The sequence below is a fragment of the Vibrio sp. R10-SG-ISO4 genome, from assembly GCF_059834135.1.
The window spans coordinates 227,688-253,769 of record NZ_JCBDHJ010000002.1; the positions used below are offsets into that span (position 1 = coordinate 227,688).

At 50.2% G+C, this 26,082-nt stretch carries 26 protein-coding genes; 16 read left to right on the top strand and 10 right to left on the bottom strand.

What is annotated here, in order from left to right; genetic code table 11:
- Nucleotides 1–4: 4 nt before the first annotated feature.
- From tilS to AC6R03_RS01995, 4 genes are all read left to right on the top strand, one after another.
- Nucleotides 5–1,333 (top strand): tRNA lysidine(34) synthetase TilS, encoded by a 1,329-nt coding sequence (tilS, locus tag AC6R03_RS01980; protein ID WP_500631725.1) that lies wholly within the window; start codon nucleotides 5–7, stop codon nucleotides 1,331–1,333.
- A gap of 103 nt (nucleotides 1,334–1,436) precedes the next feature.
- Complete coding sequence (locus AC6R03_RS01985) at nucleotides 1,437–1,751, top strand: c-type cytochrome (RefSeq protein ID WP_334554484.1); 315 nt, start codon at nucleotides 1,437–1,439, stop codon at nucleotides 1,749–1,751.
- Between the two features lie 172 nt (nucleotides 1,752–1,923).
- Entirely contained in the window at nucleotides 1,924–2,262 is a 339-nt protein-coding gene (gene glnB / locus AC6R03_RS01990; RefSeq protein WP_500631724.1) for a nitrogen regulatory protein P-II, read from the top strand.
- Nucleotides 2,263–2,417: 155 nt separating this feature from the next.
- Nucleotides 2,418–3,272: an endonuclease/exonuclease/phosphatase family protein gene (locus AC6R03_RS01995; protein ID WP_500631723.1), complete on the top strand. Its 855-nt coding sequence runs from the start codon at nucleotides 2,418–2,420 to the stop codon at nucleotides 3,270–3,272.
- Here the strand turns inward: AC6R03_RS01995 and AC6R03_RS02000 are convergent.
- The 3 genes from AC6R03_RS02000 to gloB form a co-directional block, all read right to left on the bottom strand.
- Nucleotides 3,262–3,948, bottom strand: coding sequence for a YIP1 family protein (locus AC6R03_RS02000; protein WP_487901269.1), 687 nt, complete (start codon nucleotides 3,946–3,948; stop codon nucleotides 3,262–3,264). The two genes, AC6R03_RS01995 and AC6R03_RS02000, sit on opposite strands and share 11 nt — an antisense overlap.
- Nucleotides 3,945–5,519: a LysM peptidoglycan-binding domain-containing protein gene (locus AC6R03_RS02005; RefSeq protein WP_500631722.1), complete on the bottom strand. Its 1,575-nt coding sequence runs from the start codon at nucleotides 5,517–5,519 to the stop codon at nucleotides 3,945–3,947. The genes AC6R03_RS02000 and AC6R03_RS02005 overlap by 4 nt, the downstream gene beginning before the upstream one ends.
- 70 nt (nucleotides 5,520–5,589) lie before the next feature.
- Nucleotides 5,590–6,348, bottom strand: a complete 759-nt coding sequence (gene gloB / locus AC6R03_RS02010) for a hydroxyacylglutathione hydrolase (protein ID WP_500631721.1) — start codon at nucleotides 6,346–6,348, stop codon at nucleotides 5,590–5,592.
- A 55-nt stretch (nucleotides 6,349–6,403) separates the two neighbouring features.
- On the opposite strand from gloB, the gene AC6R03_RS02015 reads away from it, so the two are divergent.
- Nucleotides 6,404–7,141 carry a class I SAM-dependent methyltransferase gene (locus AC6R03_RS02015; RefSeq protein ID WP_500631720.1) on the top strand — a complete coding sequence of 246 codons (738 nt, stop codon included), beginning with the start codon at nucleotides 6,404–6,406 and terminating at the stop codon, nucleotides 7,139–7,141.
- A gap of 26 nt (nucleotides 7,142–7,167) precedes the next feature.
- On the opposite strand, the gene rnhA is transcribed toward AC6R03_RS02015, so the two are convergent.
- Entirely contained in the window at nucleotides 7,168–7,632 is a 465-nt protein-coding gene (gene rnhA, locus AC6R03_RS02020) for a ribonuclease HI (RefSeq protein WP_487901265.1), read from the bottom strand.
- Between the two features lie 55 nt (nucleotides 7,633–7,687).
- On the opposite strand from rnhA, the gene dnaQ reads away from it, so the two are divergent.
- Together dnaQ and AC6R03_RS02030 are read left to right on the top strand one after the other, a co-directional pair.
- Nucleotides 7,688–8,431 carry a DNA polymerase III subunit epsilon gene (gene dnaQ / locus AC6R03_RS02025; protein WP_487901264.1) on the top strand — a complete coding sequence of 248 codons (744 nt, stop codon included), beginning with the start codon at nucleotides 7,688–7,690 and terminating at the stop codon, nucleotides 8,429–8,431.
- Nucleotides 8,432–8,439: 8 nt separating this feature from the next.
- A complete protein-coding gene (locus tag AC6R03_RS02030) occupies nucleotides 8,440–9,690 on the top strand; it encodes a TIGR03503 family protein (RefSeq protein WP_500631719.1) in 1,251 nt (416 codons plus the stop codon).
- Nucleotides 9,691–9,913: 223 nt separating this feature from the next.
- On the opposite strand, the gene fadE is transcribed toward AC6R03_RS02030, so the two are convergent.
- Nucleotides 9,914–12,367 (bottom strand): acyl-CoA dehydrogenase FadE, encoded by a 2,454-nt coding sequence (fadE, locus tag AC6R03_RS02035; protein ID WP_500631718.1) that lies wholly within the window; start codon nucleotides 12,365–12,367, stop codon nucleotides 9,914–9,916.
- A gap of 321 nt (nucleotides 12,368–12,688) precedes the next feature.
- On the opposite strand from fadE, the gene lpcA reads away from it, so the two are divergent.
- Entirely contained in the window at nucleotides 12,689–13,264 is a 576-nt protein-coding gene (gene lpcA / locus AC6R03_RS02040; RefSeq protein ID WP_334554503.1) for a D-sedoheptulose 7-phosphate isomerase, read from the top strand.
- A 35-nt stretch (nucleotides 13,265–13,299) separates the two neighbouring features.
- Nucleotides 13,300–14,145, top strand: a complete 846-nt coding sequence (locus AC6R03_RS02045; protein WP_500626565.1) for a class II glutamine amidotransferase — start codon at nucleotides 13,300–13,302, stop codon at nucleotides 14,143–14,145.
- Between the two features lie 82 nt (nucleotides 14,146–14,227).
- Here AC6R03_RS02045 and AC6R03_RS02050 read toward each other — a convergent pair whose 3' ends face one another.
- Both AC6R03_RS02050 and tsaA read right to left on the bottom strand, forming a co-directional pair.
- The gene (locus tag AC6R03_RS02050; protein WP_500631717.1) at nucleotides 14,228–15,943 is read right to left on the bottom strand and encodes a proline--tRNA ligase; all 1,716 of its coding nucleotides are present in this window, start codon (nucleotides 15,941–15,943) and stop codon (nucleotides 14,228–14,230) included.
- A gap of 109 nt (nucleotides 15,944–16,052) precedes the next feature.
- On the bottom strand, nucleotides 16,053–16,748 hold the full coding sequence (gene tsaA / locus AC6R03_RS02055) for a tRNA (N6-threonylcarbamoyladenosine(37)-N6)-methyltransferase TrmO (protein ID WP_500631716.1): 696 nt from the start codon (nucleotides 16,746–16,748) through the stop codon (nucleotides 16,053–16,055).
- Between the two features lie 119 nt (nucleotides 16,749–16,867).
- On the opposite strand from tsaA, the gene ykgO reads away from it, so the two are divergent.
- The 3 genes from ykgO to AC6R03_RS02070 all read left to right on the top strand — a co-directional run bounded on the left by ykgO (nucleotide 16,868) and on the right by AC6R03_RS02070 (nucleotide 19,498).
- Nucleotides 16,868–16,993, top strand: coding sequence for a type B 50S ribosomal protein L36 (ykgO, locus tag AC6R03_RS02060; protein ID WP_005380299.1), 126 nt, complete (start codon nucleotides 16,868–16,870; stop codon nucleotides 16,991–16,993).
- A gap of 227 nt (nucleotides 16,994–17,220) precedes the next feature.
- Nucleotides 17,221–18,807 (top strand): AbgT family transporter, encoded by a 1,587-nt coding sequence (locus tag AC6R03_RS02065; protein WP_500631715.1) that lies wholly within the window; start codon nucleotides 17,221–17,223, stop codon nucleotides 18,805–18,807.
- 163 nt (nucleotides 18,808–18,970) lie between these two features.
- Nucleotides 18,971–19,498 (top strand): cytochrome b, encoded by a 528-nt coding sequence (locus AC6R03_RS02070; RefSeq protein ID WP_500631714.1) that lies wholly within the window; start codon nucleotides 18,971–18,973, stop codon nucleotides 19,496–19,498.
- A gap of 119 nt (nucleotides 19,499–19,617) precedes the next feature.
- Here the strand turns inward: AC6R03_RS02070 and AC6R03_RS02075 are convergent, their stop codons facing one another.
- From AC6R03_RS02075 to metN, 3 genes are read right to left on the bottom strand one after another with little or no spacing between them, the layout of a single operon-like run.
- A complete protein-coding gene (locus tag AC6R03_RS02075) occupies nucleotides 19,618–20,427 on the bottom strand; it encodes a MetQ/NlpA family lipoprotein (protein ID WP_487901256.1) in 810 nt (269 codons plus the stop codon).
- 28 nt (nucleotides 20,428–20,455) lie between these two features.
- A complete protein-coding gene (locus AC6R03_RS02080) occupies nucleotides 20,456–21,133 on the bottom strand; it encodes a methionine ABC transporter permease (protein ID WP_334554517.1) in 678 nt (225 codons plus the stop codon).
- Nucleotides 21,123–22,157: a methionine ABC transporter ATP-binding protein MetN gene (metN, locus tag AC6R03_RS02085; protein WP_334554519.1), complete on the bottom strand. Its 1,035-nt coding sequence runs from the start codon at nucleotides 22,155–22,157 to the stop codon at nucleotides 21,123–21,125. The genes AC6R03_RS02080 and metN overlap by 11 nt, the downstream gene beginning before the upstream one ends.
- Nucleotides 22,158–22,457: 300 nt before the next feature.
- On the opposite strand from metN, the gene gmhB reads away from it, so the two are divergent.
- The 4 genes from gmhB (at nucleotide 22,458) to treB (ending at nucleotide 26,063) form a co-directional block, all read left to right on the top strand.
- On the top strand, nucleotides 22,458–23,009 hold the full coding sequence (gene gmhB / locus AC6R03_RS02090; protein WP_500626569.1) for a D-glycero-beta-D-manno-heptose 1,7-bisphosphate 7-phosphatase: 552 nt from the start codon (nucleotides 22,458–22,460) through the stop codon (nucleotides 23,007–23,009).
- Between the two features lie 73 nt (nucleotides 23,010–23,082).
- Nucleotides 23,083–23,415, top strand: coding sequence for an MliC family protein (locus AC6R03_RS02095; protein ID WP_334554523.1), 333 nt, complete (start codon nucleotides 23,083–23,085; stop codon nucleotides 23,413–23,415).
- A 66-nt stretch (nucleotides 23,416–23,481) separates the two neighbouring features.
- Nucleotides 23,482–24,429 (top strand): trehalose operon repressor TreR, encoded by a 948-nt coding sequence (gene treR, locus AC6R03_RS02100; protein ID WP_500631713.1) that lies wholly within the window; start codon nucleotides 23,482–23,484, stop codon nucleotides 24,427–24,429.
- A 209-nt stretch (nucleotides 24,430–24,638) separates the two neighbouring features.
- Nucleotides 24,639–26,063, top strand: coding sequence for a PTS trehalose transporter subunit IIBC (gene treB, locus AC6R03_RS02105; protein ID WP_500631712.1), 1,425 nt, complete (start codon nucleotides 24,639–24,641; stop codon nucleotides 26,061–26,063).
- Nucleotides 26,064–26,082 lie beyond the last annotated feature (19 nt).

A 26,082-nucleotide genomic window follows, 5' to 3' on the forward strand; every position in this document is an offset into this window, starting at 1 on the left:
CCTTATGACTGATCTCTATTCACACTTTAGCCAAGCCTTGTCGAGTTATCTCGACGCATCCAAACAGAGCCAGCCACGTGTGGTGTTGGCGCTCAGTGGTGGCGTTGATTCGCGTGTTTTGCTGCATCTACTTCATCAATATCGCGCCACGCAGCGCCCAGAACTCGATGTCTGCGCGGTTCACGTTCATCATGGCTTAAGTCCAAATGCGGACCATTGGGCTAAGCGGTGTGAGCAATGGGCAGCAGCGGCGCAGATGGAGTGCCATGTAGAGAAAGTGACGCTCGATTGCGGCAGTGAAAGCCTTGAAGCGAAGGCGCGCCAGGCGCGTTATCAAGCCCTCGAACACTATCTCAGCCAAGGCGATGTGCTGTTAACCGGGCATCATAGCGATGACCAAGTCGAGACGTTTCTACTCGCGTTAAAACGTGGCAGCGGGCCGAAAGGGCTCTCTGCGATGGGTAAGCAAAAAAATTTGCGCGAAGGGACTTTGCTGCGCCCTTTACTCGATGTGAGCCGAGAAGCGATCGTCGCTTTCGCGCAAGAACATCAGCTCGATTGGATAGAGGATGAAAGCAACCAAGATGCCCGCTTTGATCGCAACTTTATTCGCCATCATGTCTCCCCCGTGCTGACCGAGCGCTGGCCCCACTTACCCACTGCGATTGCGCGCAGTGCGCAGCTGTGCGCCGAGCAAGAGTTACTACTTGATGAACTGCTTGAGGATAAGTTCGCCGCAGTTCTGCTTGCTGATGCGAGCTTATCGATTGAAGCCTTAAGCACGTGCAGTGAGGTGATGCGTGCAAGATTGATGCGTATGTGGTTTGCCGAGCACCAACTCGCCATGCCAAGCGTCAATCAACTCGCATTGATATGGCAACAAGTGGCACTGGCGCGCTGTGATGCGAACCCTAGGTTTGTTGTGGATGGTCAGCGAGAGGTTCGTCGTTATCAGCAGCGACTCTACTTGGTTGGCGATCACGCCAGTCTCGAACATTGGCAGCATGAGATTACTATCGGTCAGAGTATCGAACTTCCCGCCAACTTGGGGCACCTCGCGCTGCGCACTTCTTCTCAAGGGCATTTGTCTTTAGCAGCGCTTAGTGCACAGCCCCTGCGTATTACTTTTGACCCGCAAGGTTTTACCGCTCACCCTTCTGAACGAGGTCATCGCCGGCCGATGAAAAAACTGTTTCAGGAGTACGGCGTACCCAGCTGGTTGAGACGCCGAACGCCGATTTTAATGTGTGGTGACCAAGTTGCAGCAGTGGCGCATCTCTTTGTTGATAAAGCCTTTATTGGTCAAGATTGTGAACTTACCTGGAACAAGTAAACCAGAGTTGTGCCACAATCGTAAAAATAATACCCCTAGCCTTATTGGGGAGTGGCGATACCCATCGTCATCAAACAAAAAAGACAATGGATAAGGAAGAGCAATGAAGACAATCGCAATCACAGTGATGATGAGCCTAGGATTAGTGAGTGGACACGCATTAGCGGCGGGCGATGCGGCGGCAGGGCAAGCGAAGGCCGCCGTGTGCGCGGCGTGTCATGGCGCTGATGGTATTGCCGTGATCCCTGGCTATCCAAACTTAAAGGGCCAAAATGAGCAGTACTTGATCTCCTCTATCAAGGCGTACAAAAACAAAGAGCGCAATGGCGGCTTGGCAGCAGTAATGCAGGCGCAAGCGTCGATGCTCAGTGATGCGGATATCGAAAACTTAGCCGCGTATTACGCAAGCTTAAAATAATGCCATTCTTCACAGTCTCGTCATTGCTTTGCGACGGTGGGATTGGTTAAAGGACCCGAGTCATGACCTTGGTTGAGTGATAAACTTTTGGTGAGTGTTGGCTCGGGCTTTTTATTGCATGATGTTCGTGTGATAATCGGGAAAATATGTTGCGCAAGTTTAAGGGATGAACATGAAAAAAATCGAAGCCATCATCAAGCCATTTAAATTGGATGACGTACGTGAAGCGTTGGCAGAAGTCGGTATCACAGGTATGACGGTCTCTGAAGTGAAAGGCTTTGGTCGTCAGAAAGGTCATACCGAGCTCTACCGAGGCGCGGAGTACATGGTGGACTTTCTGCCGAAAGTGAAGCTTGAGATTGTGGTCAACGAAGAGGTGGCTGAGCAGTGTGTCGACACCATCATCCAAACCGCACAAACCGGTAAAATTGGCGACGGTAAAATCTTTATTACAGATGTGGAGCGCGTGGTACGCATCCGTACGGGTGAAGAAGACGAAGAAGCGATTTAACGCCGAATCCGAATGAGAACAAAAGAGCCTAATGGCTCTTTTGTTTTATCTAAGACCGCTTTCCTTACCACACGTTTTACTCTATGTTTTTTTCTAGCTATGCCTTTTCTCACTACCCGCTTTCCAACTCTCCCTTTTCCAAATAGGGTCGCGAAATGAAACAACGCCTTACCATAACGCTAGTCACCATAAGTGCGCTTACGCTAATGGGGCTCACGCTCTTTCATACCATTTTTATCTTGCCTGCCGACCGTCAGGTCTACTCGCTGTCCAATCAAGAGAGTCAGGTCTCCCTGCATTGCTACCAGAATCCACAGGCGCCTGCGCTGGATAAAGAGGGGCAACTGAATATCTTGGTGTGGAATATCTACAAGCAAAATCGTCCCTCTTGGCAATCAGCGCTGCGCGAGCTCAGTGACAACAAGCAGTTGGTGCTGCTGCAAGAGGCGAGCATGGGGGAGGCGTTCAAGCAATACATTGAACAAGCGCGTTGGTTTGGCACCCAAGTGGATGCGTTTAAAGTGTTTGATACCAGTGCCGGAGTGCTCAATTTGACACTCGGTGCCCCGCGTCTGGCTTGCGCTTACACTGAATTGGAACCTTGGCTGCGTTTACCCAAATCGGCGCTCTATGCTCGTTATCCGTTGAGTGATGGCCGTGAGCTTGCCGTGGTCAACATTCATGCGGTTAATTTCACTTATGGCACCCAAGAGTACCTGCGCCAAATTGACACCTTGGTGACGGAGCTCAGAAAGCATCAGGGGCCAATGCTGGTGGCGGGGGATTTTAACAGTTGGAGTGAAGAGCGCATGACGGTGATGCGTCAAGCGTTGTCGGGCTTAGCGCTCAACGCGGTCACTTTTACGCCTGATAACCGCACTCAGTTTCTGACGGGCCTGCAGCTGGATCATATCTTCTATCGTGGATTGACGCTGAAGACAGCAGAGGCACCACACAGTGACGCCTCCGATCATAATCCAATGTTAGCCAGTTTTGAGCTTAAAAAATAACAATATAGAGAGCCCAAATCAGGTAGTAAGCGACCCAAGGGAGAGCGGCGATGGCTAACGCTTGGCCACGCTCAAACTCCGTCCAAGTGCCGACCGCTGCATATCCCAGTGCGATGTACCAAGGCAGCAGCAAAGGAAACGAGCTGGCAAATTGCGACCATGAGTGAGTCAGCGGCAATTTGAGTAAGCCATTCAAACTATTGAGATCGGCAGCGTAGACCATCACTTGACCGTGTTTTAACAGCACACTGATGTAGCTCGCCAAATCGCCAATGATCGCTGGGAAGGTGATCACCGCGCTCGCCGCAAACCAACGCCAAAAACCATGTTGATGCTGACTCGGCTTAGTGGCCAAATTAAACCAAAACGCCAACATCACAATCGTCAGTGTGCGTCCGGCGACATCACTGATGATCTCACTGGCCATTAAGGTATTAGCATCCAGTAGAGCGAGCTGCTCAGGATTGGTGATAGCCAATTGCGCTTCCAGTGTCTCTTGTAGCCAGGCGACATTGACCATGTCAAAGTAGGCGCCCCAGAACAAAAATGGCGACAGAATTAGAAACAAGTAGGGTTGCCATCCCCACATGCCGCGCTGGTACAAGGCGAGAAAGCAAGCGCTGGGCGAACGGAAAATATCCACCAGCATGATCAAAGGGTTACTTGACGGGTTCATACGCTCACCTTAGTGACATCGACATACAACTTGAGTTTTTGACCGGGCTTGAGGTATTTCTGATTGCTCAGGTCATTCCATTTGACGATGTCGCGGCTTTTCACTTTGAACTTGCTCGCGATACCACTGAGGGTATCTCCGGAGCGGACATCATAAAAGACAGTGCGAATGATCGCGCCTTCTTTGTTCTCTTTCCAAATCACCAGTGATTGGCCAACGCGCAACGTGTCTCTTGGGCTCATGCCATTCCACTTTGCCAAGGATTGGTGCGATACGTTGTTGGTAGAGGCAATGCTCCAGAGGCTCTCCCCTGACTTCACAGTATGCGTCAGTTTATAGGTGCCACGCGCTTGAGACTGGGTTTGTGCCAATCGGTTGGATGCGCTCAAGGTGTACGCTTTGTCGTCACGGGTCGAGGTCGGAATCATCAGGTACTGACCCGCGCGAATCGTGTTGCCTTTGAGGTTATTGGCGGTGCGAATCACCTTAGTGGTTGTGTTGTGTTTGTTGGCAATCACACTCAGGCTATCGCCCGATTTCACCTTGTAACGCACCACTTTTAGACCTTGACCACGGTTGGCTTCAACGGCTTGGCGAAACGGTGCGACCGAATTGACGGGCAGCAATAACTGATGGGGGCCATCGGGTGCGGTGGCCCACTGATTGTAAGCTGGGTTTAAGCTTTGCAGCTCTTTTACCGTTAGGCCAGCGTAGTTGGCTGCAATCGCCAGATCTAACTGCTCTTTAGGATCAACCAGTTCAACCACAGGCTGGTTGGCGATGGCAGGAATATCGATACCGTATTTTTCTTGGTTGGCCACCACATCCGCTAGGGCGAGCAGTTTAGGGACATAACCACTGGTCTCTTTAGGGAGGTCAAGCGAGAAAAAATCGGTCGGCTTACCCAGTTTTTTGTTTTTACGAATTGCACTAGAGACACGACCGCCACCGCTATTGTAGGCTGCGATGGCATGTTGCCAATCGCCATCGAAGCGGCGGTTTAACTGAGTGAGGTAGTCAAGCGCGGCATCGGTCGCGGCATCGACATCTCGACGTCCGTCATACCAGTAGTTCTGTTTCAAGCCAAATGATTTACCGGTCGCAGGTACAAACTGCCACAAGCCAGCGGCGCTACCGTGCGAGTAGGCAAAGGCATCAAATGAGCTCTCTACGACAGGAAGCAGGGCCAATTCTAGCGGAAGGCCACGCTGCTCGATTTTCTCCGTAATTAGGTAGAGAAATGGCTGCGCGCGCTCGGAGACGGTTTTGAGATGGTTAGGGTGTTTGAGATACCAAGTGCGGTAGTAATCCACGCTTTTGTGCTCCGGGATTGGCATCTCGAGTTGCATCGCAATTCGCTGCCACACATCTTCTTGAGACTCTGGGGTCACAACGGGCGCGGGTTTGGTGGCTTTTGTCTTGGTCGCGGGCTTCGCAGCTACTGATGTGTGCTGCAAAGCCGTGTTAGGAGTATTGGTGTCAGGGCTTTCGCCTTCACCGGTATGGTCAGACTGAGTCAGTTGACACCCTGTCAGCAGGAGAGCCAAAGCCCAGCTATGTTTCAATCGCATTATCCAGCCCTTTTAATCTTTGGCTGCTGATAATACTTTCGTCACTTAGGCAGTGACAAGCACCAAAGTGCTAAAATTCGTTCTTCCACTCACGTAATGCGCTAAATATCGCGAGTGCGTCTGTCTCTTGGGTCCGATTGGCTACCGAGCGCATGACACTGGGTTCACCGGTACGCAGGAAAGGGTTGATGCGTTTTTCTCTCCCAAGCGTGGTAGGGAGGGTGGGTTGATTTTGCGCACGCAGCCGATTCACTTCATCACGATATTGCTGAAGTTGGACGTTATCGGGCTCGACCGCCAATGCAAACGCGACATTGCTCGCGGTATATTCATGAGCGCAATAGACCTCGGTCTCATCAGGCAGAGCCGCCAGTTTGCACAATGAGGTATGCATCTGTTCCATCGTGCCTTCAAACACGCGCCCACAGCCGGCAGAAAACAGCACATCGCCGCAGAACAGTTTGCCATCACCGACGTAGCCGATATGACCTAATGTATGTCCTTCAAGGCCGATGACACGGAACACTTCACCAAACAGCTCAATTTGATCGCCAGTAGAGACAGAGTGGGATAAGGTTGGAATCGGCTCGCTTGCAGGCCCCACCACATTGATGGTTGGGAATTGGCGCACTAGCTCGGCGACGCCGCCAATGTGATCATTGTGATGGTGGGTAATTAAAATCGCTTCCAAGCTCAATTCGTGCTGTTTGAGATACGCCAGGACTGGAGCCGCATCACCGGGGTCAACAACCGCACAACGCTTATCTCGATTTTCGATAAGCCAGATGTAATTGTCGTTAAATGCAGGTATGCTTTTGATCTCTAACATGGAAGTCTCTCCAGTGACACTGTCGTCATCGACTCTTGAGTGAAGCAGGTTAAGTATGAAGCCAGCCCGCAGTAAGAAGAAGCTAGAACAACCCCATTCGTGGACGCAATTAAAAAACGGCCAGTGGGTGAGTGAGTCTATCCAAACTCGCGTCGATGAATGGTGTCCGAAGCTGTTTGGTTATCACCTGCTCAAGCTAGGTGGCTTGAGTTGTGAGTTAACCAGTTTTAGTTGCAACATTCAACATCAAGTCCAGCTCGACATAAAAAATCCCTTGCATAACGTCATCGCTGACGGTTATCAACTGCCGTTTCTAGAAAAGAGCTTTGATGCCATCGTTATGGCACACCAACTCGATTATTGTAACGATCCCCACCGCTTATTACGTGAGGTTGACCGAGTGATGATGGATGATGGCTATCTGATTTTGACCGGTTTTAACCCACTGAGTTTGACCGGCTTGGCAAGCCTGATGCCGTGGCGCAAACACAACTTGCCTTGGAGTGGCCGGATGTTTACCCCCAATCGCATTAAAGATTGGCTGGGCGTACTCAATTATGAAGTGATTGAGTGCGATCGCTACGCTCTGTTTCCGATGCAAAGCTATCGAACGTTTTGGACTTGGATGGAAAATAGCCTGGGGGAGTGGGCGCGGCCGATGGGCAGCCTCTATTTTATCGTAGCAAGAAAGCGGACTTACCCGCTCAAGCCGATCAAACCTCACTGGAAGCTTAAACGAAAATTGACGCCACTGGGCGTCAATTACAAAATTTCCCTCAACCCTAAGCAATAGCTGCGGTATTGAAGAACAAAGAACCGTTAGCTCGGCTGATAGCCTGTATCTTCTTCGGTTGGGTTTTCTGCGGCGGCTCTGGCTAGCTCATCGCACATCTCGTTTTCTCTGTGCCCGGCATGGCCTTTCACCCAGTGCCACTCGACGTTGTGACGTGCGGTTTCGGCATCTAACGCTTGCCATAAATCGGCATTTTTGACCGGTTTTTTGTCGGCGGTTTTCCAGCCACGCTTCTTCCAGTTGTGAATCCATTGCGTGATGCCTTGGCGAACGTACTGGCTATCGGTGGTGAGGATGACATGACAAGGCTCTTTGAGCGCCTTGAGAGCGACGATGGTAGCCATCATTTCCATGCGATTATTGGTGGTGAGGGTATAGCCTTTGGCTAAGGTTTTTTCCGTCTGTTTGTAACGCAGGACAACGCCATAACCACCGGGTCCAGGGTTGCCAAGGCAAGAACCGTCTGTGAAAATTTCCACCTGTTTCGTCATGTTTTGGTACTATTGGTTTAATCACTTAGAGACATAGTCTGACATAGATATTGTTATGAATACCAGCAGCAATTCGCAATACGGCCGCATCGTTGTACTCGATACCGAAACCACAGGTATGAACCGAGAAGGCGGCGCGCCGCATATTGGTCACCGCATTATTGAAATCGGTGCCGTTGAGATCATTAATCGTAAGCTGACCGGGCGACACTTTCACGTCTACATTAAGCCCGATCGCGAGATTCAGCCAGACGCGATAGAAGTACACGGTATTACGGATGAGTTTTTGGTTGATAAGCCCGAGTATCACGCTATCCACCAAGAGTTCCTTGAGTTCATCAAAGGGGCCGAGTTGGTGGCGCACAACGCGCCCTTCGATACCGGCTTTATGGACAATGAGTTTGCCTTATTAGACCCGAGTATTGGTAAAACAGAAGACTACTGCAAAGTCACCGATACGCTGGCGATGGCGAAGAAGATCTTCCCTGGTAAGCGCAACAACTTGGACATCTTGTGTGAGCGATACGGCATAGATAACTCACACCGTACCTTGCACGGCGCTTTGCTCGATGCGGAGATTCTCGCCGACGTTTACCTGTTGATGACCGGTGGGCAGACCTCTTTGCAATTTAATCCCGGTAGCGCCAGTGACGGCGATGTGGGAGGTGAGTCAATAAAACGCGTCGCCAGTGGTCGAAAAGCGCTAAAGGTAATTAAAGCAACGGCCGATGAACTAGAAGCACACAATAAAAGATTAGATATCGTCGAGAAGAGCGCAAGCAGCCTCTGGCGTCAGTAGGAGAAGGGATGTTGAGGAGTTGGATTGCCCTAGTGGGCATGGTATTCAGTTGTCTAGGATTTGCAGCGCAAGAGTCCTCAATGTCTCTGCTCGATAACCGTTTTCGAGTCGACCCCACCATCAAGCAAATCACCTTTGTTATCTACCGCGCGCAAAACTCCCAACCTGTGGTGTTAGTCCGCCCTGATGGTAAGAAATATTACGCCTGGCGCAGCCCAGATAATGTGCGTTGGTATCAAGAGTCGGCGATGGACATCATTTCGATTGATAACCCAATGCCCGGTCCTTGGCAGGCGATCGGCAAAGTCACGCCTAAGAACAAAATTACTCTGATTTCTCATCTTGAACTGGCTACTGACGTGCTGCCCAACCGGCTCTATCAAGGGGAAGAGCTGAAGTTCACTGCTCGCTTAACGGCGGACAAAAAGCCATTAGTTTTGCGTGATTTTCTGGACCGCGTTCAACTAAAAGTGACCTTCACCAAGTATGTTGAGAATGAAGATCAGTTAGTCAAAGAAGCGCGTCCGGTGCCAGAAGAGATCGGTGTGTTTGCTGATGATGGTCAAGGGCTCGACGAAGTGGCGGGCGATGGCGTGTTTACGGTGTCGCTACCTATTACCAGCGCGCCGGGTAAGTATCGCGTGCGCATTACCTCCGGCAATGGTGTGTTCCTGCGTGCTCAAGAGCAAGAGGTATTGGTTTATCCCACCCCATTGGAAACGACCTTCATTCAATCACGAGCCGCTGGTGAGCCTCATCGCGTGGTGTTCTCCGGTGAGATGGGGATGATCATGCCAGGCAGTCTTGCTGGGTTTGTCGACCATACTGATCCGAAGGGCAATGTGGTTAGCGTGCAAGGGGCTTCGGAGCCAGAAAGCAGCACCTTTGAGCTTGAAGTGCCGTATGACGGTACGCTGGGCAATTACCAATGGTCCTCAAAGACCTTCGCCACCGAGTTGGGCTCGCAACGTCCTCTGATCTTTGCCAAGAATCAACACACCTACAGTGTGGTCGAAGACATCGATATTGCTGAGACCCGTCGTCTGCAAGAAGAGGAACGCCTTAAGCAACAGAAAATCATGGAAGAGATGCAGTTGGCTGAGTTTAGAAAAGCTCAGCGAACCAAGAGTATGATCATCATCGGTGTCGGCAACCTAATTGCGATTTTGTTGGGGCTAGTGGTCTGGTTTGTGATGCGTAAGCTCAAAGCCAAGAAAGAAGCGATGCCGGAAATGCAACTTGAGATGCCGAAGAAGTAATCCGTAAGAGCTGTTGCGGCAGCGCTATGCAGGCAAGCATCGATGGAGAGTGTTTAAGAGTGATGCTCTCTATCAATCCAACATCAACCTTAGTGACGATAACTCGTCGGCTTAGCGAAGGTTTCTATTTACCAGTAAGGATAGTTACCAGTAAGGATAGCGAGATAAAGCAAAGGGCAGCGAGGCTGCCCTTTGTCGTTTTTATACGCTTAGTATGCGCGCATTAGGCGACTTCGACGATTTTGGGCTTATTCTTTCGAACTGGTTTGGTCGCCAGTTCTTTGGGCTCGAAATCATCGACGTTGATTACATAGAGGCGGTGCTCTTCGGCACTGCGTAGCAGTTCAGCCTCTTTTGTGTCGATGATGCCTTTCTCTAGGCCAATATCGGCGATGAGATCGAGGCGCAAGAAAGGCTTACGCTCATTGAGCGCTTTACATACTTTCTTAAACACCGGCTCTGCCTCTAAAATTACCGTCAAGGCTTGCTCAATTTTACCCGCAGGATTGAACTCACTCGCTTCGAAGTATTGATGACGACCTAAGCGAGCACGAGTGGCGCTTGGCGTTTGCAGAATTTGCGCGACTTTGCTGTCGAGTTTGTCATTCGGCGCTCGGCGAACGCGGCCAAAAGGCAGGATCAGAGCGCGCAGGATTTTACCCAACCAAGGATTTGGGAAGTTGGCGAGAAACTCATCAATCGCTAGCTCGGTTTGTTTCAAGCTGTCTTGCAATCCCCAGTGAACCAATGGCAAGTCATCACTAATGCGGCCATCGTTGTCAAAGCGTTTCAACGTGGCTGAACTTAAGTACAATTGACTCAAAATGTCGCCCAAGCGAGCCGACAAGCGCTCTTTACGCTTCAACGAACCACCCAGTACCGCCATCGAAATATCGGCCAAGAAGGCAATGTTAGCACTGTAGCGGTTAAGCTGCTGGTAGTAACGTTTCGTGCTGTCTTGAACCGGTGCACTGGAGAAACGGCCATCGGTAACACCCAGCCAGACACTGCGCACAAGGTTGCTCAGGGTAAAGCTGACGTGACCGGCAAGCGCGCTATCAAACTTATCAAGCGCATCGGAGGCGTCAGAGTAAGCCGCATTCATCTCTTCCAGCACAAACGGATGGCAACGAATCGCCCCTTGGCCAAAGATGATCATGGAGCGGGTGAGGATGTTGGCCCCTTCTACCGTGATGGCAATCGGGGAGCCTTGGTAGCCGCGCGCGAGGAAGTTCTTCGGTCCAAGACAAATGCCCTTACCACCGACAATGTCCATCGCATCGATGATGCTTTGCTGACCGCGGTGGGTGCAGTGATACTTCACGATCGCTGAGATGACCGAGGGCTTTTCACCCAAATCAATCCCCGCGACAGTCAGGTTGCTCGCCGCGTCCATCACATACGCGTTACCACCTAGACGTGCTAATGGCTCTTCGACGCCTTCCATCTGGCCAATCGGTTGTTTAAATTGACGGCGAATACGCGCGTACGCACCAGTTGCCAAAGCCGCCGTCTTAATGCCACCGGTTGAGTTCGACGGTAAGGTGATCCCGCGACCCACAGACAAACATTCGACCAGCATGCGCCAACCTTGACCGGCCATTGATGGGCCACCAATGATGAAATCTAAAGGTACAAACAGATCATTGGCTCGTGTCGGGCCGTTTTGGAAAGGCACGTTGAGCGGGAAGTGGCGATTGCCTATTTCCACCCCTTTTAGGTGTGTGGGAATCAGCGCGCAGGTGATGCCGAGTTCTTCCGTCTCGCCGAGTAAGCCGTCTGGATCGCGCAATTTAAAGGCGAGGCCGAGAACGGTGGCGACTGGGGCGAGCGTGATGTAGCGCTTGTTCCAAGTTAGGCGCATGCCGAGGACTTCTTTGCCCTCCCATTCGCCTTTACAGACAATACCGAAGTCTGGAATGGATCCCGCGTCTGAGCCTGCTTCTGGGCTGGTCAGTGCAAAACAAGGGATCTCTTTACCTTCGGCTAAGCGTGGCAAATAGTAGTTTTTCTGTTCGTCGGTGCCGTAGTGTTGCAGCAGTTCGCCCGGGCCCAATGAGTTAGGCACGCCAACGGTAGAAGAGAGCACGCCAGAGACGCCAGTGAGCTTTTGCAATACCAGCGACTGAGCGTAGGCAGAGAACTCAAGCCCACCGTACTGCTTCTTGATGATCATTGCGAAGAACTTGTTGTCTTTTAGGTACTGCCAAACTTGCGGTGGTAGATCGGCCAACTCGTGGGTGACCTGATAGTCGTTCACCATCGCACACACTTCATTGACGGGGCCATCGAGGAAAGCTTGCTCCTCGGCACTTAACGTCGGCGCTTTAATGTCGTGCAGCTTGTTCCAGTCTGGTTTGCCTTTAAAAAGCTCTGCTTCCCACCAAACCGTACCGGCATCCAACGCCTCTTTTTCGGTTTGAGACATGGCGGGCAGCACTTTCTTAAAGAGAGAAAGGGCTTTTTTACTGATCAGAGACTGACGAATCGATGGAACGGCCAAAACCGCAGTGGCGGCGATGTACAGTATCCAACTCAACGATCCTGCGCTGCCCCAGATGGAGAGCACGACCATCGTCAGTGTTAACGCAAACAGTGAAAGGATTAAGGAGCTGCGGTGGTATAAGCAGGTCGCCAGTACCACCGTAAAGCCTAATATTGAGAGCAAGATGTCCATGTGTATTTCCTTCTTCGACGCCCCAAAATGTAGGGTTAAGGGTTATACGTCGTTTATCTTATAAGAGGTCTAACCAGTTAGAGTGTAAACAACTCATTAATGAAATGTAAAACCCAATCGTGCTTAAAAAGTGATCTAAGTAGAGTGAAAATTCTAAAATTGTCGGTCCGTGCTGAATTTGTGGGCGAAGTAGGGGGAGGAATTGGCATTAGTTGACGCGCAGCTATCGACACTCTGGATGGTTCGAGTAAACTCGTAAACAATGGTATTTAGCTTTGTGGCTAAATCACCCCATCGAAGATAACAATTAGAGAATTCCCTATGTACCACGATCTGATCAAAAGTGAATTAACTGAAGCGGCGAACGTCTTGAATGCCTTTTTAAGTGATGAGCACAACATTGCTCAAATTGAAGCCGCAGCGAAACTCATTGCCGATTCATTCAAGCAAGGGGGCAAAGTGCTCTCGTGCGGTAACGGCGGCTCACACTGCGATGCGATGCATTTCGCCGAAGAGCTCACTGGACGCTATCGTGAAAATCGTCCGGGTTACCCTGGGATTGCCATTTCAGATCCAAGCCACCTCTCTTGTGTTAGCAACGATTTTGGTTATGACTTTGTTTTCTCTCGTTATGTTGAAGCGGTCGGTTCGGCTGGGGATGTTCTGTTTGGCCTCTCTACCTCGGGCAACTCAGGGAACATTCTTAAGGCGATAGAAGCGGCAAAAGCGAAAGGCATGAAAACCATCGCTCTGACGGGTAAAGACGGCGGCAAAATGGCGGGGGTAGCGGATATCGAGATTCGTGTTCCTCATTTCGGCTACGCGGATCGCATTCAAGAGATCCACATCAAAATCATCCACATTGTGATCCAATTGATTGAAAAGGAGATGGCGTAATTACGCCATCACGTTGACAGGGAGTGGTTTGAAGCATGTGTGAATTGCTCGGTATGAGTGCCAACGTTCCGACCGATATTTGTTTCAGTTTCACTGGCTTAATGCAGCGTGGGGGCAAAACTGGCCCGCACAGTGATGGCTGGGGGATCACCTTCTATGAGGGGAAAGGTTTTCGTAATTTCAAAGACCCTAACCCTAGCTGTCAGTCGAAAATTGCCGAGTTAGTGCAAAACTATCCGATTAAGAGCCGTGCGGTCATCAGCCATATTCGCCAAGCCAACCGTGGTGGTGTGAATCTGGAAAATACCCATCCGTTTACCCGCGAGCTCTGGGGGCGTTACTGGACTTTTGCCCACAATGGCCAGTTGACGGACTACCAACAGATGGACACAGGTCGGCATCGGCCAGTGGGGCAAACCGACAGTGAGATGGCGTTTTGTTGGCTGCTCAAGCAGATGGAAGATCGTTACCCACAACCACCGCACGACATGGTGGGGGTATTTCGCTTTGTGGCCATGTGTTGTGACATGCTCAAAGAGAAAGGGGTCTTCAATATGTTGCTCTCTGACGGAGAGTATGTGATGACGTATTGCACCAATCATCTGTATTGGATCACGCGCCGCGCGCCTTTTGGGCAAGCGACATTGATTGATGAAGATGTGACCATCAACTTTCAAGAAGAGACGACGCCCAACGATATTGTCTCAGTGATTGCTACTCAACCGCTGACGGACAATGAAACCTGGCATCGGATGAAGCCGGGTGAGTTTGGTATTTTTCACTTTGGAGAGCTGATTGATGGCAATGCGGATGCGCTGGTAGATGTGGCTTATGCCGAGAAGAAGGTCGCCAGTCAAGCGCCGACAGAGCCTTTGGAGTAGCGTCGCCATTGAGCAAACATCCAAAATAGAAAAGGTTGACGCTTTCACGTCAACCTTTTTTGTTTGTATCGCTTAAGCGGTATTAGCTAAGTTGTGCCTTGAGGTGCTCAATCACGTCAGCGATAGCGACTGGCGTCTTCTCTCCCGAGCGGCGGTTCTTGTACTCGAAGTTGCCTTCTTTCATTGAACGGTCACCAATCACGATAGTGTGAGGAATACCGATCAGTTCCATATCAGAGAACATAACGCCTGGGCGCTCTTTACGGTCATCGAATAGGACTTCGATACCCATAGCCGTCAGTTCAGCGTACAGCTTCTCAGCTGCTTCTTTCACTTCTTCAGACTTGTGCATGTTCATTGGTACGATCGCTACTTGGAAAGGCGCTAGAGCGTCTGGCCAGATGATGCCGTATTTGTCGTGGTTTTGTTCAATCGCTGAAGCCACAACGCGTGACACACCGATACCGTAACAACCCATCTCCAGGATGACGTTCTTACCGTCAGGGCCCAGCACGCCACAGTTCATCGCTTGTGAGTAAACATTGCCAAGCTGGAAGATGTGACCCACTTCGATACCACGCTTAAGCATTAGGGTACCTTTTCCACATGGGCTTGGATCGCCTTCGACAACATTACGCAGATCTTCAACTTGGCCAAGCTCAACGTCACGACCCCAGTTGATACCGAAGTAGTGCTTGCCATCAACGTTCGCACCCGCACCGAAGTCGCTCATTACAGCAACAGTGCGGTCAACGATGAATGGCAACTCAAGACCCACAGGGCCGAGTGAGCCAGGACCTGCGCCGATCAGGGCGCGAATCTCTTCTTCGCTTGCCATCTCTAGAGGAGCTGCAACTTGAGGAAGGTTTTCTGCTTTCACTTCGTTTAGTTCGTGGTCGCCACGGATGATTAGCGCGATGATGTCTGCGTCTACTTCATCAGAGGCTTTTACGAAAAGCGTTTTCACTGTCTTCTCGATAGGTAGACCGTGTTGCTCTACAAGCTCTGCGATGGTTTTCGCGTTTGGCGTATCCACCAGCGTCATCTCTTGAGTTGGCTCAGCGCGCTCACCAGCAGGTGCGGCCGCTTCGGCTTTTTCGATGTTCGCTGCGTAATCAGACTCAGTCGAGAAGGCGATGAGGTCTTCACCACTTTCCGCAAGTACGTGGAACTCTTGAGAACCACTACCACCAATAGCGCCAGAGTCAGCCAGTACTGGGCGGTACTCAAGACCCATGCGATCGAAGGCTTTACAGTACGCATCGTGCATTGCTTGGTAAGATTTCTCTAGACCTTCTTTGTCGATGTCAAAGCTGTATGCGTCCATCATGCAGAATTCTCGTGCACGCATTACGCCAAAACGTGGGCGACGCTCATCGCGGAATTTGGTTTGGATTTGGTACAGGTTGAGCGGTAGTTGTTTGTAAGAGCTCACTTCGTTGCGCACTAGGCTAGTGATCACTTCTTCCGCGGTTGGGCTTAGAACAAACGGACGCGTATGGCGGTCAGTAAAGCGAAGGAGTTCAGGACCCATCTTCTCGCTGCGGCCTGTCTCTTCCCATAGTTCAAACGGCTGAACAACGGGCATCAAGGTTTCGACGGCGCCTGCATTGTCGATTTCTTGACGAACGATGTTTTCGACTTTACGCAGCACACGCAGACCAGTAGGCAGCCAGGTGTATAGACCTGAAGCCAGCTTACGGATCATACCTGCGCGGAGCATGAGCTGGTGGCTCACGACCTCTGCGTCGTTTGGAGTCTCCTTAAGAGTAGAAAGAAGATAGTTACTGGTACGCATTCAATTTATCCGTTTAGTAAAGTTAGATACTCAAGCCAACGGGCTGAAGTATGAAGATCCCACAAAGGGAAAATGGTTAGCCGCTTATAATATCAGCCAAAGAGTGTTGTCAAAAGCTTTCAATCGCAGTAACTGTTATTAAGTTATCGTGAACGGTGAACTTGACGTTCAGATCGAACAAATTTACCGCATATTCCTTGTCGTCGGGCTTATTCTTTTTGTAGGCCGGACGAGGGTCTTGCGCCAGTACTTGTTCGATAACGGTTTTGACATACTCCGCATCGTGGTGCTTGTTGAGCGAGGCTAGCGCAGTCGAGGAGAAGTGGACTTGAGAGGTTTCAGGCTCTGCTTCCGCGTAGCCTCCTTTGGCCTCAGCCACTGAATCTGAGTAGGGGATATAGGGCTTGATGTCGATAATCGGGGTGCCGTCGACCAAGTCAACGTTGCCCAGATCCAGATAGATCTGATCGCCTTGCCTGCTCACCCCTTTGACTTCGACCGCCGACATGCCGATACCGTTAGGTCTGAATGTCGAGCGCGAGGCAAACACACCAATGCGCTCATTGCCGCCCAAGCGAGGCGGACGCACAGTGGGCTTCCATCCCGCTTGCAGATTCTGATCAAACAAAAACAGCAACCACACGTGAGAAAACTGCTCTAATCCACGCACGGCTTCAGGGCTATTGGCCGCCCCTTGCAGTTTGACGCGTGATCGCGCAGCAGGGACCAAGCGAGGTTGACGAGGAACGGCGAATTTCTCTTTGTAAGGGCTTTCGATAATGCCAATCGGTTCTATGGAATACATGGCTAAGGTCTTCAGTACGGATTGATACGGCAAAGTATCACAAATTTTGCTTGCTTTTCTTATTGATAATGATTATTAATTGACATGTTATAACATAACAATTAATGGAGAATTAAGAGATGAAAGTCGTGAAATCATTAAAGAGTGCAAAAAGCCGTCATCCTGATTGCCAAATCGTTAAGCGAAGAGGGCGCTTATACGTGATCTGCAAAACCAATCCTCGCTTTAAGGCGGTGCAAAAGTAACAAATGATTGATGGTGTTTATTTTATTTGTGGTTTTTTGTGTTGTTATTTATCGTTTAATTAGTGATATTTTTCATTGTAAGCTAATTTTTTTGGTTGATTGTTCTACTGTTTGATACGTTTTGTAACATTTAGGATTTCTAATTGACCTTCTTGTCGAGTACTCTGCCCAAGCTTTTGTGACAGCCCTGTCACAAAAGCGTAGGAAAAACGACAAGGAGGGAACAGATGAGTTCATCTGCTTCAATGAAACAAAGCTCGCCGAAAAAGCCTATTTTTACCCGCTTTCTTGACTCGGTAGAGTATTTGGGGAACCTATTACCCCACCCAATCACACTATTTGCTATTTTCTGTCTCGCGATTCTCGTGCTATCTGGCGTTGCCGGGTACTTCGAAGTGTCAGTCATTGATCCTCGTCCGGAAGGGGCAAGCGGTCGTGCCGCAGATGGAATGATTCATGTGGTCAGCTTACTGAACGCTGAAGGCCTTCAACTGATCGTGACCAACCTAGTGAAGAACTTCGTTGGCTTTGCGCCGCTCGGGACGGTATTGGTCGCCATGTTAGGTGTTGCGATCGCTGAACACTCGGGTCTACTTTCTGCCGCGATGCGCGGTATGGTGATGGGCGCGTCTAAGCGCATGGTTACTGTGACCGTGGTTTTTGCTGGTATCATTTCTAACACCGCATCTGAGCTAGGCTATGTGGTTCTGATCCCACTGGCAGCGATGCTATTCCACTCTTTAGGTCGTCATCCCTTGGCGGGCTTGGCGGCGGCGTTTGCCGGTGTATCCGGTGGCTACTCGGCGAACTTGCTTATTGGTACGGTGGATCCACTGCTGTCTGGTATTACCGAGACCGCCGCTCAGATGATCGACCCAACTTACACCGTCGGTCCTGAGGTGAACTGGTACTTCATGTTCGTCTCCACCTTCTTTATCGCCATTACCGGTGCCTTCGTGACTGAGAAAATCGTTGAGCCAAAACTGGGTAAATACAATGACGAAGAAGCGGCGGAAGATCTGTCTCAAGACAAAATGGGTAGCCTGACGGCTATCGAAAAGAAAGGCTTGAAGTTGGCAGGTATTGCGATCCTAGTGGTCTCGGCGCTACTGGCTTGGACGATCGTTCCAGAAGATGGCGTATTGCGCTCAAGCACAGGTACTGTCGCGGGTTCTCCGTTCCTTAAGAGCATCGTGGCGTTTATCTTTGTCTTCTTCGCGATTCCTGGCTTTGTTTACGGCCGCGTAGTGGGCACGATGAACAATGACCGTGACGTGATTGATGCGATGTCTAAATCCATGTCATCAATGGGCATGTACATTGTCTTAGTCTTCTTTGCTGCGCAGTTTGTTGCATTTTTCAAATGGACGAACTTTGGTCAAGTGTTTGCCGTAGCCGGTGCCGGTTTCTTGCAAAATATTGGTCTTACTGGCCCAATGCTGTTCTTCGCCTTTATCTTGATGTGCGGCTTCATCAACTTGATGATCGGTTCAGCGTCAGCGCAGTGGGCGGTCACCGCACCGATTTTCGTGCCTATGTTGATGCTGGTTGGCTACGCACCAGAAACGATTCAAGCGGCTTACCGTATTGGTGACTCAACGACCAACATCATCACACCTATGATGAGTTACTTTGGTCTGATCCTCGCTGTGGCAACTCGCTACATGAAGAATCTCGGTATCGGTACTCTCATCGCGACGATGCTGCCGTACTCAATCTGCTTTATCGTTGGTTGGAGTATACTCTTCTACGTATGGGTGTTCATCCTTGGTCTACCTGTTGGTCCGGGCGCGGCGACCTACTACACGCCGTAGTCGATAGATTCACACTTTCCCATAGCCGAAGCATTTGCTTCGGCTTTTTTTCGCCTGCTCTTTACGTTTTTTGCTCTTTACGTTTTTTTACTTAGAAGTCTCTGGATTGATGGCTAGGGTGACCAGATAATAGACAGCATACTTTTAATAAGAGACCGTCATCATGAGCAATCCACATTCTAAACCCACCCTCTTTTTTCACTGGTTAACGGGCCTTGGTTTTATTGGCGTGTTAGGCCTTGGCTTGTATCTTGAGCAAATGGAGCGAAGCCCAGCCAAAGGCGAGTTAATGGGGATTCACAAATCCCTTGGCGTGATTATTTTGCTGATCGCTGTGTTGCGCGTGGCGTGGCGACTCAAAGAAGGGCCGATTGAAAGCTCGGCGGTGTTGACCCGAGTTCAAGAGATTCTAGCCAAGTCGATTCATGGCATTTTGATGCTGGCGACACTACTGATGCCTATCTCAGGCATCGCCATGAGCGTCGGCGGCGGGCGAGCACTGGAGGTGTTTGGCGTCGAGATCCTTGCTGCAGGGGAAAAAATAGAGTGGCTGCAATCGCTCGGGGGGGGCGTACATGGGTTTGCCCCTAAGATCATTATTGCGGCCTTGGTGCTCCACATTGCCGCGGCGCTTAAGCATCAATGGGTCGATAAAGATGGCACTTTGAGTCGTATGTTGGGGCGTAAATAATTCACAATGACAGGCTGATGGGAAGGCATTTCGATCAGAGAATACCAATATAGAAAAAGGGTCGACATGAACGTCGACCCTTTTTGGTATTTACTGTGTTATTGAGCGTTTAGGTCAGATTACCAACCTTTAACGACACCACCTTGGAAGATGTCTGAGGCAGCGTTGTACACTTCGTCAGTTTGGTAAGCTTTTACGAAGTTTTGTACATTCTCTGCTGAGACGTTGTTTTCACGCGCAACGATAAGGTTCACGTATGGTGACTCTTTATCTTCAACAAACACACCGTCTTTCTCTGGCGTCAGGTTGATAGAGCTTGCGTAAGTGGTGTTGATGACAGACAGCGCAACATCATCAAGAGAGCGTGGCAGCTGGGCAGCGTCTAGCTCAAGAATTGAGATGTTTTTTGGATTTTCAACGATGTCGCGTACCGTTGCCAGTAGACCAACGCCTTCACGCAGTGTGATCAGACCTTGCTGCTCTAGTAGAATCAATGAGCGACCTAGGTTCGTTGGATCGTTAGGAACGGCGATACGTGCACCCTCTTCGATCTCTTCCACAGAGGTCACTTGCTTAGAGTAACCCGCGATTGGGTAAACGAAAGTGTTACCTGCGATAGCCAGCTTGTAACTACGGTCAGCAATTTGCTGATCTAGGTATGGTTTGTGCTGGAACGCGTTGATGTCGATTGAACCGTCATCCAAGGCTGCGTTAGGAGTAACGTAATCCGTGAATGTCACCAATTCTACATCCAGACCGAACTGCTCTTTCGCCACTTTTGCTGCTACTTCAGCAACTTGTGCTTCTGCACCCGCCATCACGCCGACTTTGATTTTGCTGTTGTCCGCTTCTTTTTCGCCACAACCAGACAGAACCAATGCAGATGCCGCAGCGGCAATCGCCAAAAGACCTTTAAGATTAAATTTCATGACCTTCTCCTTGTGAAATTCTTAATGTTTATCTGTGATCCACTCGGCGTACAATCGCATCGCCGATAGATTGAATAATTTGAACCAGTACGATGAGCATCACCACAGTCACAGCCATGATGACTACATCGTAGCGGTGGAATCCGTAACGTATCGCGACATCACCTAGACCGCCGCCGCCCACTGTACCCGCCATTGCTGAGTAGCTCACCAATGTCACCAAAGTGATGGTGACGGAGTTGACGATGGTCGGCATCGCTTCAGGAAGCAATACTTTACTGATGATTTGCATTGGCGTCGCACCCATAGATTGCGCAGCCTCGACCAAACCGCTTGGCACTTCCAGTAGTGCGCCTTCAATCAGGCGAGCAACGAATGGAATCGCACCAATCGTGAGCGGCACGATGGCGGCGGTGGTACCGATAAAAGTGCCCACCAACAGTTTCGTCACAGGGATGATGGCAACCATCAACACCAAAAACGGCACGGAGCGACCAATATTGACGATTGCGCCCAACACACCATTGAGTTTGGTGTTTTCTAGTAGGCCACCTTTTTTGGTCGTGTGTAAGATAACGCCGAGAGGGATACCGACAGCAAAGCCCACGATACCCGCGACGGCGACCATGTAGAGGGTTTCCCACGTCGCGCCAATCAATAGCTTACTGTTAAGCTCGAGCCACTGTGAAATCGTGTTAAAGGACATAGCCAAGCACCTCTACCTTTACATTGTGTTCACGCAGAAATTCGATTGCTGCGTTGTCGTCTTGCTCATTACCAAATAGCTCGGCGACCATCATGCCGAATTTTACGCCACCGGCGTAATCTAAGTCTGAACTCAGAATGCTGACATCGATATTGAATTTACGCGCAATTTGGCTCATCAGCGGTGCATCGACGGTTGCGCCAGTGAATTCAAGGCGTACCAGAGGGTAGCTGCCTTCAACGCGGCTGCTTTGCAAGCGAGCCTCGTAATCTTCTGGGATCGACAAGTCGAGCGTAGAGCGAATAAATTGGTGCGCAAGCTCGGTTTTCGGGTGAGCAAAAATATCACCAACCGTGCCTTTCTCCACCAATTCACCACCACCGATGATCGCCACTTGGTGACAAATGCTTTTGACCACGTCCATCTCGTGAGTGATCAAAAGCATAGTAATGTTCAGCTTGCGGTTGATCTCTTTTAACAGCTCAAGAATCGATTGAGTGGTCGCGGGATCGAGCGCGCTGGTCGCTTCATCACACAGCAGCACTTTAGGATCTGATGCGAGCGCACGAGCGATCGCAACGCGTTGTTTCTGACCACCACTGAGGTTTGACGGGTAGCTCTCATGCTTATCAGCAAGGCCGACCAGTTTGAGCAGTTCGGTTACCTTAGTGGTGATGGCGTTTTTGTCTTTGCCCGCCAGTTCAAGTGGCAGTGCGACATTATCAAACACAGTGCGGGATGAAAGCAGATTAAAGTGCTGGAAAATCATACCGATATTGCGGCGTGCTTGGCTCAGCTGTGATTTAGACAGTGTCGTCAAATCAACACCATCAACCTTGATTGAACCTGAGGTGGGCGCTTCCAACATGTTCACGCAGCGAATCAGTGTACTTTTCCCTGCTCCAGAAGAGCCAATAACACCGAAAATCGTTCCTTGAGGAACCGTAAGGTTAATGTCTTTCAGCGCATGGATTTCCTTGCTGCCCTGATAAAACACCTTGTTGACTTGATTAATTTCAATCATCAGTTAACCCGCTTGCAAATAACTTGGTGAGAAGTCGATTATTTTGAACTACCTCTCATTTGGTAGACGATGCTATGGGTTTGCAGGTTTAGTGTCAATAGATATTTTTACGGCTAGACGTCCAAACGCCTTTTTTCACTCTCTTGCGCGGAGATTGTTTCGTCATGAGATAGATAAGAAAGAAATAACGCGGGCAAATGGCCTTATTCACCGGCGCTAAAGCGATAGCGCTCGCCTTGCTGCAATTCGCTCGTTTTAAGGTATAATTCGAGCCAAACACAGCAGACAGAGACACATATTTTGGCAAAACCAGCAGTCTTTCTAGATAGAGATGGCGTCATCAACGTTGACCACGGTTACGTGCATGATGAGCATGATTTCGAGTTTATCGATGGCGTATTTGAGGCAACGAAGCAACTCAAGCAGATGGGCTACCTATTGGTGCTGGTGACCAATCAGTCGGGTATAGCCCGTGGCAAGTTTAGCGAAGATCGCTTCTTGTCTCTGACGCAATGGATGGATTGGAACTTTGTCGATCACGGTGTCGAGTTTGATGGCTTCTATTACTGTCCGCATCACCCTGATTATGGCGACGATCGGGATTGCGAATGTCGTAAGCCAAAGCCGGGTATGTTCCAGTCAGCGCAGCGCTTTCTCGATATCGATATGGCCAAATCGGTCATGGTCGGAGATAAGGCGCAAGATTTGATGGCGGCAGAGGCTGCTGGGGTAGGGCAGAAGATTTTGGTCCGCTCAGGCAAACCGGTGACCGAACAAGGTGAAGCGCTAGCAAGCGTGGTGCTTGATAGTCTTGCCGATGTGCCGCACTATCTAACAAATACCGTTAACTAGCAAATACCGTTAACCAATAAAACCATTGACGGACAACAAGCAGTCATAGGCACAAACACTCAAGGAGTCGAGTATGAACAAGCATTTAGCCTTGTGGGCAGTCGCGGGATTGATGTTGGGCTGCGCGCAAAGCGAGCAGGCGAGCGCGCCAGTAAAGTTCCACACCTATCAGTGTGATGAGGGCAAGCAGTTTTCAGCCGCTTACCTTTCTGGTGAAGAGGCAGCACTGGTTAAAGTAGAGGGCAAATCGCTGCGTCTAACCCAGCTACCCTCAGGTTCGGGCAGCCGCTACGCGCTAATGGACGATGGTCAAGAAGTGACGCCGGCTGTCAATTTGGCCATCAAAGGCAACGAAGCGCGTTTGAACTATCAAGATCAGCGCTTTACCCAATGTGTCACTGATTAAATCCAAGTTACCGCACCTCAATAGCCAAGGCCTTCGCCTTGGCATGGCTTTTAATGACGTAGGAACATGAGCAAAAAACTCACCATTGTTGATATTGCCAAGCTGTCTGGCGTCGGAAAGTCGACCGTCTCACGCGTGCTGACCAATGACCCGAAAGTCAAACCGGAAACCCGCGCCAAAGTGGAGCGAGTGATTCAGGAGTCGGGTTATGTGCCGTCCAAATCGGCGCAATCGATGCGTGGTGGGCGACAAAAAGTCGTTGGGGTGATCATCTCTCGTCTTGACTCCCCTTCAGAAAACAGGGCAGTGAGCAGTATGCTTGCCGTTTTGTATCAACAAGGCTACGACGTGGTGATCATGGAGAGCCAGTTTGATCGCCAGATGACCAATGAACACTTAGAGGTGTTGAAAAGACGCAATGTGGATGGCGTTATCGTCTTTGGTTTTAGTGATTTGGACGTCGCGCGTCTAGCGCAGTGGCAGGCGCGCTGTGTGGTGATCGCGATGGAGACGGACGTTGTCTCTTCGATCAACTACGACAACCAAGGCGTCATCACGCACGCGCTCAATCACCTCCATCAACGTGCGTGCCGAAATATCGCGTTTATCGGCGTCGATCCCAGTGATAAAACCACAGGTAAACTGCGTTTGGACGCCTACTTGAGCTGGTGTAAGCACAACCAGATCGCTCCTTGCTATCAAACCGGTCAGCTCAGTCATGACAGTGCTTACGCGTTGGTGGATAAGGTGTTGTCAGAGCGCACCGACGCGATTGTGTGTGCCAGTGACACCTTAGCACTTGGCGTCATCAAGCGTTTGCAAGAGCTCGGTCGTGACTCTGTCAACGTGACAGGCGTAGGCGGCAGCGAGCTGCTCTCTTTCCTATTTCCGAATGTCTTTAGTATCGACCCTGGTTACGCTCAAGCGGGTGAAAAAGCGGCTAACGTATTGATCAATAAGATCAATGGTAGTTCTGATCAGGTTCACATTACTCAACAACCCATCCAAATTTAACTATCTGAATCCGTTGGCAATTTCTTATTTAGTGTGATCATTTTCAATTTATGGGACTGTTCCCATTTTAATGTCATGCGCTTTTTGGGATTATAATGTCGAATTAATGGGAATGTTCCCATTAATATAATAACAATCAAACAGAGTCAGTTTGAATGTCTGCAATCGCAGACTAATATCAATAGAATCCAATTAGGGTGGAAATGGAAATGAGTAAGATAGCCAAGCATGACGTCGAACGTCTGATTGAGCGAGTTGGTGGACGTGACAACATCGCCAGTGTAAGTCACTGTTTGACGCGGCTACGCTTTGTGTTAAACGACACCGGTAAAGCCGATGAAAAAGCCCTTGAAGCGTTGCCAATGGTAAAAGGTTGCTTCACCAATGCCGGGCAGTTTCAGGTGGTGATTGGCACGGAAGTCGATGAAGTCTACAAAGTGTTGATTGAGCTATCCGGTCAATCTGCTGCGTCGAAAGAGGAAGCCAAACTCGCGGCAAGACAGAACATGAACCTGCTTGAGCGTGGCATTTCCCATCTTGCGGAAATCTTTGTTCCGCTGCTGCCTGCGATCATCACCGGCGGTCTGATTTTAGGTTTCCGCAATGTGATTGGCGACATCCGGATGTTTGATGGCCAAACATTGACGCAAATTAGCCAGTTTTGGGCCACGGTGCATAGCTTCCTGTGGTTGATTGGCGAAGCGATTTTCTTCTTCCTACCGGTGGGTGTGTGTTGGTCAACGGTGAAAAAACTGGGTGGTACGCCGATTCTGGGCATCACGCTAGGGGTAACCTTAGTCTCACCTCAGCTCATGAACGCGTATTTGATCGGTAAGCAAGTGCCCGAAGCGTGGGATTTTGGCCTGTTTGTGATTGAAAAGGTCGGGTATCAAGCGCAGGTGATCCCCGCGATGTTGGCTGGTGTCGCCTTGGCGTTGATTGAGACCAACTTAAAGCGCATTGTACCCTCTTACCTCTACCTTGTTGTGGTGCCGTTTGTCTCCATTATTCTCTCTGTCGTGTTGGCGCACTCCCTGATTGGTCCATTTGGCCGCGTGTTGGGTAACGGTGTCGCGTTTGCTGCTAAGGCTGCCATGACCGGCGACTTTGCGGTGATTGGCTCGATGATATTCGGCTTCTTGTACGCGCCTTTGGTGATCACCGGTATCCACCACACCACCAATGCGGTTGACCTGCAACTGATGCAAGAATTAGGTGGCACACCGATTTGGCCGCTGATTGCACTATCGAATATCGCTCAAGCATCAGCGGTAGTGGGCATCATCCTGATCAGCAAAAAACACGGAGAGCGTGACATCTCTGTACCTGCTGCCATTTCTGCCTACCTAGGGGTGACTGAGCCTGCTATGTACGGCATCAACTTAAAGTACAAGTTCCCTATGCTAAGCGCGATGATTGGCAGTGCGGTCGCGGCGGCGATTTGTGGCAGTGCTGGCGTCATGGCGAACGGTATTGGGGTCGGCGGCTTGCCGGGTATTCTCTCTATCCAGCCCCAGTATTGGAGCGTTTACGCGATGGCGATGTTGGTGGCCATTGCTCTGCCTGCCATGCTGACACTCTTCTTCTATAAACGTGCGCAGTCTAAAGGCGAACTTGAGCCTGCGAACGCATAACGCTGACGGAGCGGCCTTG